An 18324-nucleotide genomic window follows, 5' to 3' on the forward strand; every position below is an offset into this window, starting at 1 on the left:
CCGCATCAGGCGGCCGGTTTGTCCTGCTGCGAGGTGGCCTCGCTGGCGGCCAGCGCCGCGTCCACCTGTTGATCCCGCGCGCCGGTCATGCCGGCCCGTCTGGCCAGCAGATGGTAGATGGCGGGCACCAGCAGCAGGGTCACCAGGGTCGCCAGAGAGAGACCGAAGAAGACCACTGTGCCCACCGACATCCGGCTTTCATACCCTGCCCCCATGGAGAGCATCAGCGGCACGGCCCCTATGATGGCGGTGAGCGAGGTCATCAGAATGGGGCGCAAGCGGCGCACCGAGCCTGCGACGATCGCCTCGTCAAACCCTTCGCCACGCTGGCGCAGCTGGTTGATGAACTCGACGATCAGGATGCCGTTCTTGGTCACCATGCCGATCAGCATGATCATGCCGATCTGGCTGTAGATGCTCATCTCCTGCCCCGTCAGCCAGAGGCCGAGCAAGCCGCCGAAGATGCCGAGCGGCACCGTCACCATCACCACCGCCGGGGTCAGCATGCTCTCGAACTGGGCCACCAGCACCAGATAGACCACCAGCAGGGCCAGAGCGAACACCATCACCATCTCACCCTGGTTGTCGCGATAGTCCTTGGACTCGCCGGCATAATCCACCGTCATGCCGTTTGGCAGGTTGGCATTGGCCCAGCCGTCCAGGTAATCCAGCGCCTCGCCCAGGGTATGGCCCGGCGCCAGATCCGCGGTCAGGGTCACCGCCTTCTGGCGCTGGTAGTGATTGAGGCGCTGCGGGCTCGCCACCTGCTTGACGGTGGCCAGGGTCGAGAGGGTCACCATCTCGCCGTTGGCCGCCTTGAGGTAGATGCGGCTCAAGTCGGAGACGCCGTTGAAGTCGCGCTGGTTGGCGCGCAGATAGACGTCGTACTCCTCCCCTCTGTCTACATAGGTTGTCTGGCTGATGCCGCCGAGCAGGGCCTGCAGGGAACTCGCGACGGTGGAGACCGGGATGCCGAGCTGGTTGGCCCGATCCCGCTCTATGGTCACCTGCAGCTCCGGGGTCTTCTCGGCATAGTCGAGATCCGGCGTCTCCATCAGACCGCTCTGGGCCGCCGCCTCTTTCAGGGCTAGCCCCTGCTGATAGAGCTCAGCATAGTCGGAGCCCTGCAGCACGAACTGCACCGCCGCAGTGGAGCCACCGCGAAAACCCGGCTGGAAGGTGCGGATCATCACGTCCGGAATGCCGGCCAGCCGCCCGCTCAGGGACTTGGCAAACTCGGTGGCGGTTTCATCCCGCTCGGCCCAGTCGGTGAGCTGGATGATGGCCATGCCGGTCTGATCGCCGCCGCGGCCGAAGGCCGGGGTGCTGAAGCTCATGGCCTGCACCACCCCCTTGCCGAGCAGCGGCATGATGGCCGCCTCCACCTGCTGCATGTTGCGCTTCATCCGCTCGATGCTGGTGCCCTCGGCCCCCTTGACGAACACGTAGAGCACGCCCCGGTCCTCGGTCGGGGTCAGGCTGGTGGGCAGCTGGGCAAACAGGGCGCCAATACCGCCCAGGCAGAGCACCAGCACCAGCGGGGTCCAGCGCGAGTGGTGCAGCACCCAGCCGAGCAGCCGGCGGTAGTGGGTCTCCACCCAGCCGAGGCCGCGATCGAGCGCCGCCGTCAGCCGGTTGGGTCTATCCACCGAGCGCATCAGCCAGGAACCCATGGCCGGGGTCAGGGTGAGCGCAATCAGCGACGAGAAGAGCACCGCCAGCGACAGCAGGATGGCGAACTCGGTAAAGAGCCGGCCCACCATGCCATCCATGAAGGCGATGGGCACGAACACCATCACCAGTACGGCGGTGGTGGCGATCACCGCAAAGCCCACCTCGCGGGTACCGTGCCAGGCCGCCAGCAGGGGCGGTTCGCCGCGCTGCAGATGGTGGTGAATGTTCTCCACCACCACGATGGCATCATCCACCACCAGACCGATGGCAAGAATAAGGGCAAGCAGGGTGATGAGGTTGATGGAAAAGCCCAGATACCAGGCGCCGATAAAGGCAGAGATGAGGGAGACCGGCACCGTGATGGCCGGAATGAGGGTGGTACGCCCCTGCCCCAGGAACAGGTAGAGCACGGCCACCACCAGCACGGCACAGATGGCCAGCGTTTCGTACACCTCGTCGATGGCCTGCTTGATGAAGATGGTGGAGTCGTAGTCGACCTCCAGGGTCGCCCCCTCCGGCAGGAAGCGCTGCATCTCGGCCATCTTCTTCTCGACCCCCTGCGCCACCGCCAGCGGGTTGGCGGTGGACTGGGCGACTATGCCGATCCCCAGGCTCTCGCGGCCGTTGCGCTGGTAGGCGCTGTCTTCGTTCTTGGCCCCCACCTCCACATCGGCGATGTCGGCCAGATAGATGCTCTGGCCGTTGGCGGCGGTGCGCACCTGCAGCGCCTGGAAATCGGCGGCGGTGTGATAGAGCCGGGCGATCTGCACCGCCATGGTCATGCTGTTGTTGCGGATCTCGCCCCCCGGCAGCTCGATGTTCTCGCGCTTGAGGGCGTCCTGCACGTCCGCCACCGTGACGCCGCGCGCCGCCATGTCGGCCGGGCGCAGTCGCACGTACATCACCTGGGTCAGATCGCCGGAGAGGGACACCTCGCTCACCCCGTCCACCAGGCTCAAGGGATCCACCAATACCCGGTTGGCGTAGTCGGTCATGGCGGTGCGGTCCATCTGGGTACTGCTGAAGTTGAGCCAGACCGCCACGTCGCCGTTGCCGTTGTCCTTGGTGACCAGAGGTTCATCCACCTCGTCCGGCAGCTTGGGGCGGGCGCGGGAGATGGCGTCGCGCACATCCGAGATCCCCTCCACCATGTTCCAGCCGAGCTTGAACTCCACCGTGATGACAGAGCGCCCCTTGCGGGTCACCGAGTTGATGTTCTTGATGCCGCTGATGCCGGAGAGCTGATCCTCGATGGGCTTGGTGACCTGGCTCTCCATGACGGCGGGGGCGGCCCCCTCGTACATGGTGGTGATGGAGACGGACGGCGTCTGCACGTCCGGCATCTCCCGCACCGTCAGCTTGGAAAACGCCACCAGACCGAACACGGTGAGCAGCGCGCTCAGCACCACCGCCACCAGCGGGCGGCGCACGGAAATATCGGAGAGCCACATCAGCCTTTGACCTCCGCCAGATCGTGCACGCTGACGCCGTCACGCAGGTTGACCAGCCCCTCGACCACGATGCGATCGCCCACCTTGAGCCCTTCGGTCACCCACACCTCTTCGCCATGGGTATCCCCCAGCACCACCGGTACCCGTTTGACCTTGCCATTGGGTTCGAGACGATAGACGAAGCGCTGCTCGCCGGCATACTCCACCGACTGGGCCGGGATCAGGGTCATCTTCTGCGGCGGCAGGGAGAGCTCGACGTTGAGCAGCATGCCGGGGCGCAGCTGACCGTCAGGATTGGGGATGATCACCCGCGCCTTGATGTTCTGGGTATCGTTGGAGACGCGGCTGTCCAGGGTCTCCAGCACGCCGCGAAAAGATTGGTCAGGCCAGGCCGAACTGGTCGCCGTCACCGCCATGCCGGGGCGCAGCAGGGAGAGGTAGCGCTCGGGCACCGCCAGATCGAGCCGCAGCTTGGCCAGCTCGTCCAGGTGGAGCAGGGTATCGCCGCTGTTGACCAGGGCCCCTTCGCTCAGATCGATGAGGCTGACCGAACCGTCGAACGGCGCCAGTAGGGTGCGCAGGGAGAGCTCGTACCTGGCGGCATCGGCGCGGGCCTGAGCCTGGGCAACCGTGGCCTCCTGCCCTTCCAGCTCGGAGGTGGTGATGGCACCGCGCGCCACCAGCCGGCGCATGTCCCGCAGCTTGCGGGTCTCGTCGCGCACGCTGGCGCTCTGCTCGGCCAGCTCCGCCTGCTGCTTGCCGGCGTCGAGGGCGATCAGCACGTCCCCCTGCTTGACCTGCTGGCCGGAGCGCACCGCAATTTTAACGATGCGGCCGGTCACTTCGGGGCTTATCACCACGGAGCGATTGGCGGCCAGCTTGCTCACCAGCTTGATGGAGGGCTCGGCCAGGCTCTGGCTGACCGTCTGCGCCCGGATGTTGACCTGACGTGGCTGGGGTTTGCCGGCAGGGGCAGAGTGGCGGTAATACCAGCCGGCGGAAATCAGCAGAGAGAGGCAGGCAAGCACCAGCCAAGTACGCATTTTCATCAAGCAATCCATGAAATTAAGAGAAAAGAGGGCACTTCATCAATGATGGTCACCATGTTACCCCCTGACTATGCCGTGACTATGTATAAATGTGACAAAACGTAACAGAAACGGCGATATTTGATTGAAATAGCAGTAGCAGAAGACGGGCTTCACGATTGTGCCCTAAACTGATGCTCCGAACCTGTCCGGATCCCGCCTAACGCCTATGCCAGAACCCAGACCCCATTTTGTTACCTATCGCCTGCAATGGCTGCTCTGCGCCTTCGTCGCCCTGCTGCTTGCCATCACTCTCAAGCTGACCCTGACCCAGGTCACCGACCATTATCAGAGCGACACCCTCAGCACCGCCTCCCGCCTGAAATCCCAGTTTCAACAGATGGAAACCTTTCTCGAGGCCATGCGCGGTCAGGCAGAAGAGCGGCTGCGCAGCAACCCGCAATCCGCCCTCACTCTCCAGCTCTATGGCGCCCTGCGGGAGAATGGCGACCATGGCTTTGCGCTGGATCGGGTGCCCGCCAACCTGCCCAAGGGGCTGAGCGGCAACCTGACCGGGCTGGGACCGCTGCCAGCCCCCGGCAGCCCACGCGCCGCTAGGCTGCACCTGGCGCTGAGCCTCTCCCCCCTGCTCTCCACCGCCAGCAAGCTGCTGGGGGACAAGGTTGGCTGGGTCTACTTCACCGGGGTCGATGACTTCCTCTACCTCTACCCCTGGGTCCCCTCCAGCCAGTTCCATTTTCAGCGCAGCATCTATCTCAAGTCCTACTGGCAGGATGCCCTGAAGCAGAAAGAGAAGAGCCTGCGCGCCACCGTCTCGCGCCCCTACGAGGACTTTGCCGGGGCGGGGCAGATGATCACCCTGTCACAACCCATCGTGAAGGATCAGGTGCTGGTGGGAGTCATCAGCATCGACGTGCTGCTCTCCCGGCTGGAACAGCTGCTGCGAGAGTCCACCCCCGAGATGGGCACCCTGTTTCTGGTCAACCAGCATCAACAGATCCTGGCCAGCAGCGTGAAGGAGGCAGACCTGCGCCCAAAGCCGATGGCGACGCAGGCTGGCTATCGCTGGCATCAGGGGGCGTTTCAGTTCCAGTACGCCATTCCTGACACCGAGCTCATCCTGCTTCACCGCGTTCCCCTGTCCTCCCTGTTGTGGGCCCTGCTCAGCCAGTCCGCGCCAACCCTGATCGCCCTCTTCTTCATGGCCTGGGCCGTGCTCGCCAACCTCAAGTCTCGCCGTCTGAACCGGCAGCTGGATTACCTCTCCAACCACGATGCCCTGACCGGCGCCTTCAACCGCCACTACTTCGACGAGTTCGAGCGCCGCCATCAACAGCGCGGGGGCAACGTCGGGGTGATCATGTTCGACTGCGATCACTTCAAGCAGGTCAACGACCGCTTTGGTCACGAGGTGGGCGACCAGGTACTGATCCAGCTGGTGCACCTGTGCCAGCAGCTCCTGCGGCGGGAAGATGCCCTGATCCGCTGGGGCGGCGAGGAGTTTCTGCTGCTGGCGGCCAAAGGGGGCGAACCACTCGACCAGCTGGCCGAGCGGTTGCGCCAGCACATCGCCAGCCACCCCTGGCAGGCGCTGGCGCCAGCGCTGGCTGTCACCATCAGCCTCGGCTATCACCACGGCAGCGCCGAGACGCCACTGCAGGAGGCCATCAGGCGAGCCGACATGGCGCTCTACCAGGCCAAGGCCAACGGGCGCAATCGCAGTGAACCCTGGCAGGATGACGGCGCCGGCAACTGCGGGTAAGCTGATCCCCTCACTCATGTTCGGAGAGACAAAGTGGCACGAAAACCCCGTGTGGGACTGGCTCTTGGCAGCGGCGCGGCCCGTGGATGGGCACATATCGGCATCATACGGGCGCTGGAGCGGCTCGGTGTCAAACCGGATCTGGTGGCGGGATGCTCCATCGGCAGCTTTGTCGGCGCCGCCTATGCCGCCGGTGAACTGGACAAGCTGGAGAGCTGGGTGCGCGGCTTCAGCCGCTTGCAGGTGGTCAGCCTGCTCGATCCGGCCCTCTCCGGCGGCCTGTTTCGCGGCGAGAAGGTATTCGGCATCGCCGCCAACCATTTAGGGGATCCCGCCATCGAGAGCCTGCCGCTCCCCTTCGCCTGCGTCGCCACCGAGCTCGACACCGGTCGCGAGATCTGGTTGCAGCAGGGGCCGCTGCGCCAGTGCGTGCGCGCCTCCTGCGGCATGCCCGGCATCCTGACCCCGACCCGGGTCGACGATCGCTGGCTGGTGGACGGCGCCGTGGTCAACCCGGTGCCCATCTCGCTGGCTCGCGCCATGGGGGCCGAGGTGGTGATCGCGGTCAACCTCAACGCCGACATGCACCAGCCCTGGACCGATGAACCGGACGAACCCAGTGGCGGCAACCGCTTCAGCCAGTGGTTCAACCGGGGCGACAGCCCCAACACACCGGGCATGTGGAGCGTGATGACCGGCTCCATCAACATCATGCAGGAGCGTATCACCCGCGCACGGATGGCTGGCGACCCGCCCGAGATCCAGCTCTGCCCGCGCCTTGGCAGCTTCTCCATCATGGATTTCCACCGCGCCAACGATGCCATCAACGAAGGCGAAGCCTGCGTCGAGCGCAACGCCGATCAGCTCAAGGAAGAGTTATCCCGCTTAGGCCTCATCTAGCACGGTTCACCGGATCCGCATCACCAACAAAAAGAGCTCCTTGCGGCGCTCTTTTGCTATGGGAACGGTGGGCCAAACACAGCTGGCTAGAACAGCCCCAACCCCTTGAGCATCACGATCAGGATCAACAGCGGCGACACGTAACGGATGATGAAGAAGAGCGGCTTGAGGATGGCCAGCTCCAGCTCGCCACCGTTGGTCAGCGCCTCCTTCATCCGCTCGAAGCCCCACACCCAGCCCACGAACAGGCAGAGGAAGATGCCGCCAAGGGGCATCAATACGTTGGAGGAGACGAAATCGAACAGGTCGAAGAAGGTCTTGCCGGCGATCTGTACCTCCGCCAGCGAGCTGTTGGAGAGCGCGCAGGTCGACCCCACCGCCCCCAGCACCAGCAAATTGAGCAGGGTCGCCTTGGGGCGGCTCATGTGGAACCTCTCGGAGACCACCGAGACCGGCACTTCCAGGATGGAGAGCATGGCGCCGGTGGCGGCGATGGCGGATAGCACGAAGAACAGCACCATGAACAGATGACCAAACGGAATGCTGGCAAACACCGCCGGAATGGTGATGAAGAGCAGGGAGGGGCCGGCGGTGGGCTCAAAGCCGAAGGCGAATACCGCCGGGAAGATGGCGATGCCGGCCAGCATGGAGACGAACAGGTCGGCGCACATCACCCGGAAGGTGGTCAGCGGGATATTCTGATCATCCCGAAAGTAGCTGCCATAGGTCATCATGCAGCCCATGCCGATGGAGAGTTTGAAGAAGGCGAGCCCCATGGCGGTCAGCACCACCCCGGCGGTGATCTTGGAGAGATCCGGCGAGAACAGAAAGTGCAGCCCCTGGCTGGCACCGGGCAGGGTCAGGCTGCGGATGCCGATGACCAGCAGCAGGATGAAGAGCACCGGCATCAGCCTCTTGGTGACCGCCTCGATCCCCTTGGAGACCCCCATCAGCAGGATGCCCCCCATCAGGATCAGCACCAGCCACTGCCAGAGCAGGCTCTGCAAGGGGTCGCTTATCAGCGCCCCGAAGGCCGCCCCGGTCACCTTGGGATCGGTCGACAGGATGGAGCCGTCAACGGCCTTGAAGATGTAGGCAAAGACCCAGGCCGCCACTTCGGAGTAGAAGGACATGATAAGGAAGGCGGCCAGCACCCCCATCAGGGCGATCAACCACCAGGGTTGCCCCTTGGGGGCCAGCTTGCTGAGGGTGGTGACGGCGTCGGACTTGCCTTTGCGGCCCAGCATAATCTCCGAGATCATCACCGGCAGGCCGACCAGCAGGGTGGCGATGACATAGACCAGCAGGAAACCGGCGCCGCCGTTTTCGCCCGTCAGGTAGGGAAACTTCCAGATATTTCCCAGCCCGACGGCTGAGCCCAGGGTGGCGGCAAGGACGCCGAATTTGCTGGTAAAGCCATCTCTGGCCTTGGGAGTGATTTGACTCATGCTTGTCTCACTGTGCGCATCATGCGAGGGGTACTGCTAATTTTAGCGGTCGGAATTTTCTGAGGATTGATTCGGCTTGCCAAGGTATTTTCGTGAAAAGCATTGGTGAGAGCACAAATAGCCAAATTTAATTAAATCAATAATAAATGTGATGAATAAAAAATGCCGCCTCGAGGGCGGCATTTTTGTCAGGGCTCAATCAGCTCAAGCCTTGGCAATATCGTCCGGACCGATCTGGCCGATCTCGGCGACTTTCTTGTCAGCCAGCAGCCAGAGGGTGAACTTGTGCAGTTCCGGGTGGTGAGCCAGGGCCACCAGGAAGGCGCCACCAACTTCACGATAACCCAGCTCATAGTTCTTCAGGGTGGTCGGGGGAACGCCCAGCAGATCAGCAAACTTGGGACGGCTCAGGCCGACTGCTTCACGGATCTGACGGATCTTCTTACCAACAGTTACGATATTTGAATTCATATTGTTCCATACTCCGTACGGCGGATTGACTCCACCTTTATTTTTCGCGACGACTCGTAGTCAAGTGTATCAGTTTTGAACGGACTCGTTATGGTCGAGTCTCTATCTTTAATCAGCGTCTTTCGACGACAACCCTTGCAAACATCGGGGATGGTAATCGCTCAACCGCCTCAGGTAAACAGTCTCGAAAAGAAACCTTTATTGTTGCCACAGGAATTACTCGTATAATCCGCGGGCTATCCCTTAAGAGTAAGAACCCATGGCACTTCCCGGCATAATCTCCTGTTTACACCCGGTATCCTCCCCCGCAGAACTCAGTCGCCAATTGCAGCAAGGCCAGCAGACTCGCGCCGAAGCCTTCTGGTTGCCCGCCGCCCTGCACGATCAGGCGGCAGCAGTTTTGGCTGCGCTGGATGACAAGAGCAGCCTGTTTCTCGACCAGCCCGTTGCCGGACTTTCCCTGCGCAGCCACGACGGCGTCATGCAGGAAGCGGGAACCCTGCTGCTTGGCAATGGCCAGCAGCTGACACTGGCCAGCACAAAAGGGGATGGCGGTCTGGTCCCCACCCGCGCGCTTGCCGAGATGGCCGACTGGCTCGAGGCGGGCCACCGCCACTTTTGCTGTTCAGCTGCAGTACAGCCTGTGGCCCGGGCCATCCTCAATATCTGGCCCCTCGATCCCTACCTGGCCCGGCATTTTTTGGTCAGTTTTACACCCTTACTGTGCGAAGCAACCGAGGCCGATTATCTGGCGGTGTTCCAGGCGAGGGAATCTCCCGCCATGGCGCAATCTGACTGGGTTCAGGCCTATATGAAACTCGAAAAGAGACTGCACAGATCCTATTTGGATCACTAATTAATCTGGATAAACAGCCAGTTACCCACACGACACAATCTGCCATATGGATTATGTGTGAGCTTGATCATGTTTTGAATTCGGCATAGAGTGCGCCACGTCATCGGAATGACACCGGCTGTTCGTGAAGGGGTGAACCATTGTTTTTGCAATGTCCCCCGCTCGCTAGTGCACCAGGAATGCGTGCCTCCCGGAAGGAACCGGGATCCCTGCCAGACTCAACGCTGTTGTTCGGCAGAGCCTGCAGCTTACATAAATTAAAAAGTGCGAAGCACGTGAACAACGTGCCATCTCAACGAGGATTTTTTTATGATGAAAATGGCTCCTTCCCTGATCGCCATCGCCATGGCTGCCATGGGTGCAACTGCCGCTCACGCCGCTGACGACATCTACTTCGGTGCCGGTGCCGGTGCTGCCCACTTCAACGGTCTGAACAAGATCGGTGGCGGCGGTTACGCTGGTACTGAAGACGCTGCTGCTGCCAACGCCTTCGTCGGTTACAACTTCACCGAAAACTTCGGTACCGAATTCGGTTACCAGTACGCTGGCCGCGGCAACACCGACGGTCTGCGTTACGAGAACCAGGGTGCCACCCTGTCCGGTATCGCTCGTCTGCCGCTGGGCGGCGACTTCTCCGCTTTCGCTGAAGGCGGCGCCTACTGGGCTCACACCGACGGTCTGGGCACCAGCGACACCAAAGTATCCCCGCTGGCTGGCCTGGGCGTGACCTACAAGGTCAACGACGCGCTGGATCTGCAAGCTCGTTACCGCTATATGTGGGACGTGGCTGACCTGCACGCAGGCGACGCCCCGGACGACGTACGCTACAAGTCCAACCAGAGCGTTGCGACCCTGGAAGCCGTATACCACCCGTTCCGTACTTCCTACGTAGCTCCGGCTCCGGCTCCGGTTGTTGAAGAAGCCCCGGCCCCGGCTCCGCAGGTAGTTGAGAAGAACTTCGCCCTGAACTCCGACGTGCTGTTCGCCTTCGGCAAAGACAGCCTGAAGCCGGAAGGCGTTGCTGCCCTGAACGCTCTGTACCAGCAGATCGTTGAGTTCCAGCCGAAAGATGGCAACGCTGTTGTCGTTGGTTACACCGACCGTATCGGTTCCGACGCCTACAACCAGAAGCTGTCTGAAGCCCGTGCCCGCACCGTTGCCAACTTCCTGGTCAGCAAGGGTATGGCTGCCAGCAAGGTTGCCATCGAAGGTCGTGGCGAAGCCAACCCGGTTACCGGCACCAAGTGCAACGGCGTGAAAGCCAAAGCTCAGCTGATCTCCTGCCTGGCTCCGGACCGTCGCGTAGAAGTTCGCGTATCTGGCGTACAAGAAGTTCAGAAGTAATCTGACTTAGTTCAGATAATGCGAAAAGGGGATGCCACGGCATCCCCTTTTGTTTGCCCACCGTCTGTTTTTGAGCAAAAACACGGCAACCAGCGTCACTTCCTGTCAAATCATTTCCCTCAGCGCCCTTCTCCATAATCACCGCGGCGCCGCGCCAGTGCTGGATATCTGTACAGAAACTTGATCCGTGCGAGTCAAAAGAATACAGTAAACCCGCTTGTAAGGTATTGGATGAACTATTAAAAGTGCATTCGGCCCGGTTAGTTGTCCATGAAGCCAAGGCTTCGTGAGTATCCAGGAACCATCTCTTTTTTCATTCAGACCAACCGTGGTTCACCATGGAGGTCGCAGTGAGACTGTCATCTGCGGCCGGTATAACTGAAAGAGTGCGCAGTACGCCCTAGCACGGCAAACTCAACGAGGATAAAACGATGAAAATGAAAATGGCACCCACCCTGATTGCTCTGGCCATCGCAGCCATGGGCACCACCACAGCTCAAGCCGCCAACGACTGGTACACAGGTATGGGTGCAGGTTGGGCTTATGGTCACGACCTGGACGACTTCGGCAAAGACGCAGACAAGGACGCCACCGCGCTCTCCCTGTTCGGCGGTTACAACTTCAACGAGAACTTCGGCGCCGAGCTGGGTTACCTCTATGCCGGCAAAGGCGGCGTAGACGGCGTTGACTTCAAGACCCAGGGCGCGACCCTGTCCGGTCTGGCCCGTCTGCCGCTCGGCGACATCTTCTCCGTGTTTGCAGAAGGCGGTGCCTACTTCAACCACGTCAACGGCAACGGCAGCAGCGACAACGGCACTGCCCCGCTGGCCGGTCTGGGCGTGACCGCCAAGCTCTCCGACCTGCTCGATCTGCAAGCCCGCTACCGCTACATGTGGAACCTGGGTGACGAGCAGAAGACCTGGGAAACCGACATGAGCGTGGCGACCCTGGAGCTGGTGATGCACCCGAACCGCACCACCTATGTGGCCCCCGTGCCCGCCCCGGCACCCGAACCCGTTCCTGAGCCGGTGATGGTCGACAAGAACTTCTCCCTGAGCTCGGACGTGCTGTTTGCCTTCGGCAAATCCACTCTGAAGCCGGAAGGAGTGGCCGCCCTGAACACCCTGTATCAGCAGATCGTCGACGTTCAACCCAAGGATGGCAGCGCCGTGGTCGTCGGTTACACCGACCGCATCGGCTCCGAAGCCTACAACCTGAAGCTGTCCGAAGCCCGTGCCCGCACCGTGGCCGACTTCCTGGTCGGCAAGGGTCTGCCGGCTGGCAAGGTCTCCATCGAGGGTCAAGGCAAGGCCAACCCGGTCACCGGTACCCAGTGCAACGGCATCAAGGCCAAGGCTCAGCTGATCTCCTGCCTGGCGCCGGATCGTCGCGTTGAAGTGCGCGTCACCGGTGTACAGCAAGTTCAACAGTAAGTCGTCAGCCCGCTGACCATGAAGGAGGCCATCAGGCCTCCTTTTTTATTCCCCTCGTCAGGCCCGTCATCCTGCTCCGCTTTTGTGCGCATTTCTGTGCACATTTCCTGCCAACCTGCCCCGTCAGCTGGTTAAACGCTCTGCATCACCTATAAATAGTGGTGGTTGTACTCAACAGGGCTTGCGCCCTACTACACCAGCATCGACGAGGATACGCGATGAACATAAAAGTAAAACCGGTTTGGATTGCATTGGCATTGGCGGCCACGGGTGCCCAGGCGGCGCCGGACAACGACTGGTACGCCGGGGTGGGTGGCGGCTGGGCCATCGCTCACGATCTGGGTGACTTTGGCAAGGATGCGAGCAAGGATGCCACCGCGCTCTCCCTGTTCGGCGGCTACAACTTCACCGAGAACCTGGGAGGTGAACTGGGTTACCTGTCGACCGGCAACTGGGATGTGCAGGGCAATGACTTCAGCAGCCAGGGCGCCACCCTGTCGGTGATTGGGCGGCTGCCGCTGGGGGATATCTTCTCGGTGTTCGCCGAGGGGGGCGGTTACCTCTACCACGTCAAATCCGTCAACGGCGGTGACAACAACCTGGCTCCGCTGGCCGGTCTCGGCCTCACCGCCAAGCTGCACGACTGGGTCGACATCCAGGCCCGCTACCGCTATCTGGTCCGGGTCGGCGACGATCCTGACAACGACAAGGTGGGCAGCGGTACCCAGCGCTGGGTCAGCGACATCAGCACCGCCACCCTGGAGCTGGTGATCCACCCCAACCGCAGCAAACCGGTAGAGCCGGCCCCAGCGCCCATGGTCGTTCCCCCGCCACCGCCCGCCCCCGAGCCGGTGGATCAGACCTTCAACCTGAGCTCGGACGTGCTGTTTGCGTTCGGCAAGGCGGATCTCAAGCCGGAGGGGATGCAGGCACTCGACTCGCTCTACCAGCAGATCGTCGACGTCCAGCCCAAGGATGGCAGCGCCGTGGTGATGGGCTACACCGACCGCATAGGCACGGATGCCAACAACCAGAGGCTGTCGGAGGCCCGCGCCAGCACGGTCGCCAACTTCCTGATCGGCAAGGGGCTGCCCGCCGACAAGGTGAGCATCCAGGGCAATGGCGAGAGCAACCCGGTCACCGGCAGCCAGTGTGATGCCATCAAGGCCAAAGCCGCCCTCATCGACTGCCTGGCCCCGGATCGCCGGGTGGAAGTGCGGGTCACCGGTACCCAGGGGAGCGCCGAGCCCGCTGCACCTGAGATGCCAGCAGAGCAGTGAACCAGGCCGAGCAGAGGACCGGACGTGTGACCAGGTGCAGATGACTGCGCGCCGGCCAGCGAGCCCGCCACGCCATGCACAAAAAAGGGATGCCGAGGCATCCCTTTTGCTTTGCGCCTTTGCGCAGGATCAGAAGGAGGTGCGGCGATAACGGCGGTACTCTGGGCGCCAGAAGTTCGCCTCGATGGCCTGATCGATCACCTCGTCCGGGGTCTGCACCGCCTTGCCCTGCAGCATGGCGGTCTTGGCCACCATCTTGGCGATGTAGCGGGAAACCTCATGAATGTCCGCCAGATCCGGCAGCAGGGAGCCCTCCTCCCCCTTCACCAGCGGCGAGCACTCCGCCAGCGCGCGACTGGCCGACATCAGCATGGCATCGGTCACCCGGGTCGCACCGGCGGCGATGACGCCAAGGCCAATCCCCGGGAAGATGAAGGAGTTGTTGCACTGGGCTATGGCGTAGCGCTTGCCCTTGTACTCCACCGGTGCAAACGGGCTGCCGGTGGCCACCAGCGCCTGACCGTCAGTCCAACGGATGAGGTCGGCCGGGGTGGCTTCCACCCGGGAGGTGGGGTTGGAGAGCGGGAAGATGATGGGGCGGGCACAGTGCTTGTGCATGGTCTTGACCACCTCTTCGGTGAACAGCCCCGGCTGGCCGGAGACCCCGATCAGGATGTCCGGGCGACCGTGCTCCATCACCTCCAGCAGGGAAATGTTGTCCCCCACCGGCCAATCGGCGATGCGCTCTACCGGCTGGGAGAGACGACGCTGGAAGTCGAGCTGGTTGGGGATCTTGTCGGTGATGAGACCGAAGCGGTCCACCATGAAGACCCGGCCGCGCGCCTGGGCATCGGTCAGCCCCTCGGCCTTCATCTGCGCCACTATCTGTTCGGCGATGCCGCAACCGGCGCTGCCCGCGCCGAGGAAGGCAACCCGCTTCTCGGAGAGCTTGGCGCCGGAGGCCTTGCAGGCGGCGATGAGGCTGCCGAGGGTCACGGCGGCGGTGCCTTGAATGTCGTCGTTGAAGCAGCAGAGCTCGTTCTTGTAGCGATTGAGCAGCGGCATGGCGTTGTTCTGGGCGAAATCCTCGAACTGCAGCAGGATGTCGGGCCAGCGGCGCTTGACCGCCTGAATGAAGGCGTCGACGAACTCGGCATACTCTTCGCCCGAGATGCGCGGATTGCGCCAGCCCATGTAGAAGGGGTCATTCAATAGCTGTTGATTGTTGGTGCCCACGTCCAGCACCACCGGCAGGCAGTAAGCCGGCGAGATGCCACCGCAAGCGGTGTAGAGCGACAGCTTGCCGATGGGAATGCCCATGCCGCCGATGCCCTGATCGCCGAGGCCCAGGATCCGCTCACCGTCGGTGACCACGATCACCTTGACGTTCTGCTTGGTGGCGTTTTGCAGCATGTCATCGATCCTGTCCTTGTCCGGATAGGAGATGAACAGGCCGCGGGCGCGGCGGTAGATGTTGGAGAACTCCTCGCACGCCTTGCCGACGGTCGGGGTGTAGATGACCGGCAGCATCTCGGTCAGGTGGTTGGTCAGCAGCCGGTAGAACAGCGTCTCGTTGGTGTCCTGAATGTTGCGCAGGTAGATGTGCTTGTCCATGTCGTTGCCGAACGCCATGAACTGACGGTAGGCCCGTTCGGCCTGCTCTTCGATGGTCTCGATATTCTGGGGCAGCAGGCCTTCGAGGTTGAAGTTGCTGCGCTCTTCGCTGGTGAAGGCGCTGCCCTTGTTGAGCAACGGGGTCTCCAGCAGGGCCGGACCGGCATAGGGAATGTAGAGGGGACGTTTCTGGTTATTATCTTCAAACATGGATCGGGTACCTAAACGATGACCTGGACGAAGGAGTCCGCCGATCCTATGGGCTTGCGCCGTTAATTTCAAAGAGTTTGCACATCCGTTGCAAAAGGTTTGCGACCCAGGCGACGAAAGGCGCCAGGGGTCAGACCAGTGAGCCGGCGAAAGCGGTTGGCAAAGTTGGCGCCGTCGCTGTAACCGACCCGGCCGGCCAGCTCACCCAGCGGCCAGTTGGTATAGAGCAGCAGCTGGCGCGCCTTGTTCATACGAAGCTCGGTGAGCCAGGCCATGGAGCTCATGCCGAACACCTGCCGACAGAGCCGGTGCAGGTGGGGCACCGAGCAGGCCATCTGATCGGCCAGCAAGGCCACACTCCAGGGCTCGTCGAGGCGTGCCTCCACCCGCCGAAACAACGCCTGCAACCGGATCTCGGGGGTGCCGCGCACCTCCCCCTGCAGGGTACGCTCCAAGAGCGCCAGCAGCAGGCTCAGCAACTGGGGCTGCAGCGGTGAACGCACCCCCTCCCCCTGCATCAGGCTGAGCAGATGATAGAGCGGCTCCCCCTCCTCCCCCTGCCAGATGCGGTGACCGAGCCGGTGCAGGTGCTGCCAGCGCGGCACGTCGTCAAGCAGGATCCAGCTGGTGCGCCACTGCGCCCCCACCAGCTTGAGGCCGCCCGGTACTGCCGCCGGCAAGAAGATGAGCGAACCGGCCGGGATGGGCTGCTCGCCGTCATCGGTGAGCAGGGCGCCCCCCTCGTCGTGGCTCACCATCAGGATGTGAAACTCAGGCCGGTTGCGGCGGATCAGGTAGTGATCGCGGATGTGCGAGAGCCCGGTCAGGAAGATGCCCGCCTCCCCGAGCAGTGGCAGCCCTTCGCGCCCCAGCATTCGCTCCTCGCAGGCCGGGGCAATTTCCAGACACTCGCTGACAAACGGCATAGCACCTCAACAGGATAGTTTTGCACAAGAAAGCCGAGAGAGGCTCACAGTGAAGCCACCCGCTACTCCCCCTATCATACCCATGACAAACCTTGCTTTTTATCTACCCGGTTAACATAAATGAATTATTGGCAAGCGATTTTAAAACAAACCACCGATCGCGAGTTCATGACCCGATTGTGGCGGCTGGCCCTGCCGGTCTCGCTGCAATCCATGATGTTCTCCCTGCTCGGTCTCATCGACATCATGATGGTGAGCCAGCTTGGCACCACGGCTGTGGCGGCGGTCGGCTTGGGTAACCGGGTCTTCTTCTTCAATCTGCTGGTGATAGCGGGGCTCTCGGGCGGGGTCTCGGTGTTGGCGGCACAATATTACGGTCGCGGCGAGATGGCCGGGGTGCGCCGCTCGCTGGCGCTGGCGCTGGTGGGCGCCCTGGCGGTGAGCCTGCCATTTGCCCTCGTCTATGTGCTTTCACCTGGCAGCGTGCTCGGCTTTGCCAGCCAGGAGCCCGCGCTGCGCGAGCTGGCGGACGAGTTTTTGATGATCACCGGCGCCACCATCCTCTGCACTGCCGTGGTGGTGCCGCTGGAGTCGGCGCTGCGCTCGGTCGGCAATGCCGCCGCCCCCACCCGCATCGGCATCATCGCCATCATTGCCAACGTCATCCTCAACTACGCCCTCATCTTCGGCCATTTCGGTTTCGAGGCGATGGGGGTGGCCGGCTCGGCCTGGGGCACCACGATTTCGCGGCTGCTGCAGACTGCGCTGCTGCTGTGCTATGTGTGGCGCATCGAATCCCGTCTTATCCCGCGTAAGCAAGACTGGCTGGCCGCCTTCAAGCGCAAGGAGGTGGTGCGCTTCACCCTGATCGCCCTGCCGCTCCTGTTCCATGACGGGCTCTGGGCCTTCGGCATGCTGCTCTACGGCTTTCTTTACGCCCACCTTGGCACCGACTCGCTGGCCATCATGACCACCCTCGGGACGCTGGAGAGCATCCTCATCTCCCTCTTCTTCGGGTTGGCGGTGGCCTGCTCCACCCTGCTCGGCCACCGGCTCGGGGCCGAGGAGTACGAGGCCGCCTGGCAGCACTCCCAGCTCTTCCTGCTGCTCGCCCCCATCGGTGCCCTGCTGGTGGGGATCGCGGTCTGGCTGCTGCAGACCCACCTGCTGCAGTGGGTCGGCAATCTGCCGGGCGAGCTGATGACGGAGGCCGGTCAGGTGCTCGCCATCCTGTGTCTGGGCATGCTGCTCAAGGTGTTCAACATGGTGGGCATCGTCGGGGTGCTGCGCTCGGGCGGGGATGTGAACTACAGCATCTTCATCGACATCGTCGGCATGTGGTGCATCGGCCTGCCGCTCGCGTGGGGGGCGGTCAACCTGCTCGGCTGGCCCCTCTCCTGGGTGGTGGCGGTGATCCTGCTGGAGGAGCTCAGCAAGGTGTTGCTGGTGCAGCGCCGCATCCGTCAGCGCCGCTGGCTGCGCAATCTGGTACTGGGATAAGGGAAGAGAGCAAAGCGGGAAAATGCGGGGTCATATCAATGACAGAAAATCCCCGTTTGCAGTATGCTGGCCCCCTCTTCAATCAGAGGCAGGGCCGCCCCTTATGCCCCTGCCCAGTAGTCGTTTAAGGAGACGAGCATGCAACCACAAAAAGAGCTGATCACCGAGACTGCCCTGCTGGAGATGGCCAACAAGATCATCAAGGAACACGAAGACTTCATCCACGGCATGCGCGCCGATTCGGTGGAGCAGAAGGGGGAGATCCTGGTGTTCAAGGGGGAGTTCTTCCTGGCCGAAGATGGTACCCCGACCGGCAAGACCATGGCGGTGTTCAACATGTTCAAGCTGCTGGCCCAGCAGCTCTCCGGCAAGTACCAGCTGGGCTGAGCCCGCTCAACCCCGCTCA

General features: G+C 62.3%; 14 protein-coding genes. 8 read left to right on the top strand and 6 right to left on the bottom strand.

Annotation, left to right across the window (positions count from 1 at the left end):
- Window positions 1-5: 5 nt before the first annotated feature.
- Together ACB031_RS11880 and ACB031_RS11885 are read right to left on the bottom strand one after the other, a co-directional pair.
- Window positions 6-3125, bottom strand: coding sequence for an efflux RND transporter permease subunit (locus ACB031_RS11880; RefSeq protein ID WP_371139623.1), 3120 nt, complete (start codon window positions 3123-3125; stop codon window positions 6-8).
- Window positions 3125-4174: an efflux RND transporter periplasmic adaptor subunit gene (locus ACB031_RS11885; protein ID WP_042049317.1), complete on the bottom strand. Its 1050-nt coding sequence runs from the start codon at window positions 4172-4174 to the stop codon at window positions 3125-3127. Before ACB031_RS11885 ends, ACB031_RS11880 begins: the two co-directional genes overlap by 1 nt.
- A 208-nt stretch (window positions 4175-4382) precedes the next feature.
- Between ACB031_RS11885 and ACB031_RS11890 the strand changes: the two genes are divergently transcribed.
- The gene (locus ACB031_RS11890; RefSeq protein WP_371139624.1) at window positions 4383-5936 is read left to right on the top strand and encodes a diguanylate cyclase domain-containing protein; all 1554 of its coding nucleotides are present in this window, start codon (window positions 4383-4385) and stop codon (window positions 5934-5936) included.
- A gap of 33 nt (window positions 5937-5969) precedes the next feature.
- Entirely contained in the window at window positions 5970-6836 is an 867-nt protein-coding gene (locus ACB031_RS11895; RefSeq protein ID WP_371139625.1) for a patatin-like phospholipase family protein, read from the top strand.
- A gap of 86 nt (window positions 6837-6922) precedes the next feature.
- Here ACB031_RS11895 and ACB031_RS11900 read toward each other — a convergent pair whose 3' ends face one another.
- Window positions 6923-8284 (bottom strand): sodium-dependent transporter, encoded by a 1362-nt coding sequence (locus ACB031_RS11900; protein ID WP_371139626.1) that lies wholly within the window; start codon window positions 8282-8284, stop codon window positions 6923-6925.
- Window positions 8285-8488: 204 nt separating this feature from the next.
- Window positions 8489-8755 (bottom strand): DNA-binding transcriptional regulator, encoded by a 267-nt coding sequence (locus ACB031_RS11905; RefSeq protein ID WP_005298604.1) that lies wholly within the window; start codon window positions 8753-8755, stop codon window positions 8489-8491.
- 259 nt (window positions 8756-9014) lie between these two features.
- On the opposite strand from ACB031_RS11905, the gene ACB031_RS11910 reads away from it, so the two are divergent.
- From ACB031_RS11910 to ACB031_RS11925, 4 genes are all read left to right on the top strand, one after another.
- Entirely contained in the window at window positions 9015-9611 is a 597-nt protein-coding gene (locus tag ACB031_RS11910) for a hypothetical protein (RefSeq protein WP_211051549.1), read from the top strand.
- A gap of 309 nt (window positions 9612-9920) precedes the next feature.
- Window positions 9921-10955, top strand: coding sequence for an OmpA family protein (locus tag ACB031_RS11915; RefSeq protein ID WP_017766527.1), 1035 nt, complete (start codon window positions 9921-9923; stop codon window positions 10953-10955).
- A 431-nt stretch (window positions 10956-11386) separates the two neighbouring features.
- Window positions 11387-12388 (top strand): porin OmpA, encoded by a 1002-nt coding sequence (ompA, locus tag ACB031_RS11920; protein ID WP_017783398.1) that lies wholly within the window; start codon window positions 11387-11389, stop codon window positions 12386-12388.
- A gap of 218 nt (window positions 12389-12606) precedes the next feature.
- Window positions 12607-13668 carry an OmpA family protein gene (locus ACB031_RS11925; RefSeq protein WP_095593178.1) on the top strand — a complete coding sequence of 354 codons (1062 nt, stop codon included), beginning with the start codon at window positions 12607-12609 and terminating at the stop codon, window positions 13666-13668.
- Between the two features lie 129 nt (window positions 13669-13797).
- Here ACB031_RS11925 and ACB031_RS11930 read toward each other — a convergent pair whose 3' ends face one another.
- Both ACB031_RS11930 and ACB031_RS11935 read right to left on the bottom strand, forming a co-directional pair.
- Entirely contained in the window at window positions 13798-15492 is a 1695-nt protein-coding gene (locus ACB031_RS11930) for an NAD-dependent malic enzyme (RefSeq protein WP_017785971.1), read from the bottom strand.
- Between the two features lie 68 nt (window positions 15493-15560).
- On the bottom strand, window positions 15561-16418 hold the full coding sequence (locus tag ACB031_RS11935; protein WP_371139627.1) for a helix-turn-helix transcriptional regulator: 858 nt from the start codon (window positions 16416-16418) through the stop codon (window positions 15561-15563).
- A 120-nt stretch (window positions 16419-16538) separates the two neighbouring features.
- Between ACB031_RS11935 and ACB031_RS11940 the strand changes: the two genes are divergently transcribed.
- Window positions 16539-17918, top strand: a complete 1380-nt coding sequence (locus ACB031_RS11940; protein WP_371139628.1) for an MATE family efflux transporter — start codon at window positions 16539-16541, stop codon at window positions 17916-17918.
- A 138-nt stretch (window positions 17919-18056) separates the two neighbouring features.
- Entirely contained in the window at window positions 18057-18305 is a 249-nt protein-coding gene (locus ACB031_RS11945) for a YciN family protein (RefSeq protein ID WP_005298586.1), read from the top strand.
- The last annotated feature ends 19 nt before the right edge of the window (window positions 18306-18324 follow it).

The organism is Aeromonas sp. S8(2024) (assembly GCF_041403085.1).
In the GTDB taxonomy this organism is placed as follows: Bacteria; Pseudomonadota; Gammaproteobacteria; order Enterobacterales; family Aeromonadaceae; genus Aeromonas; species Aeromonas dhakensis.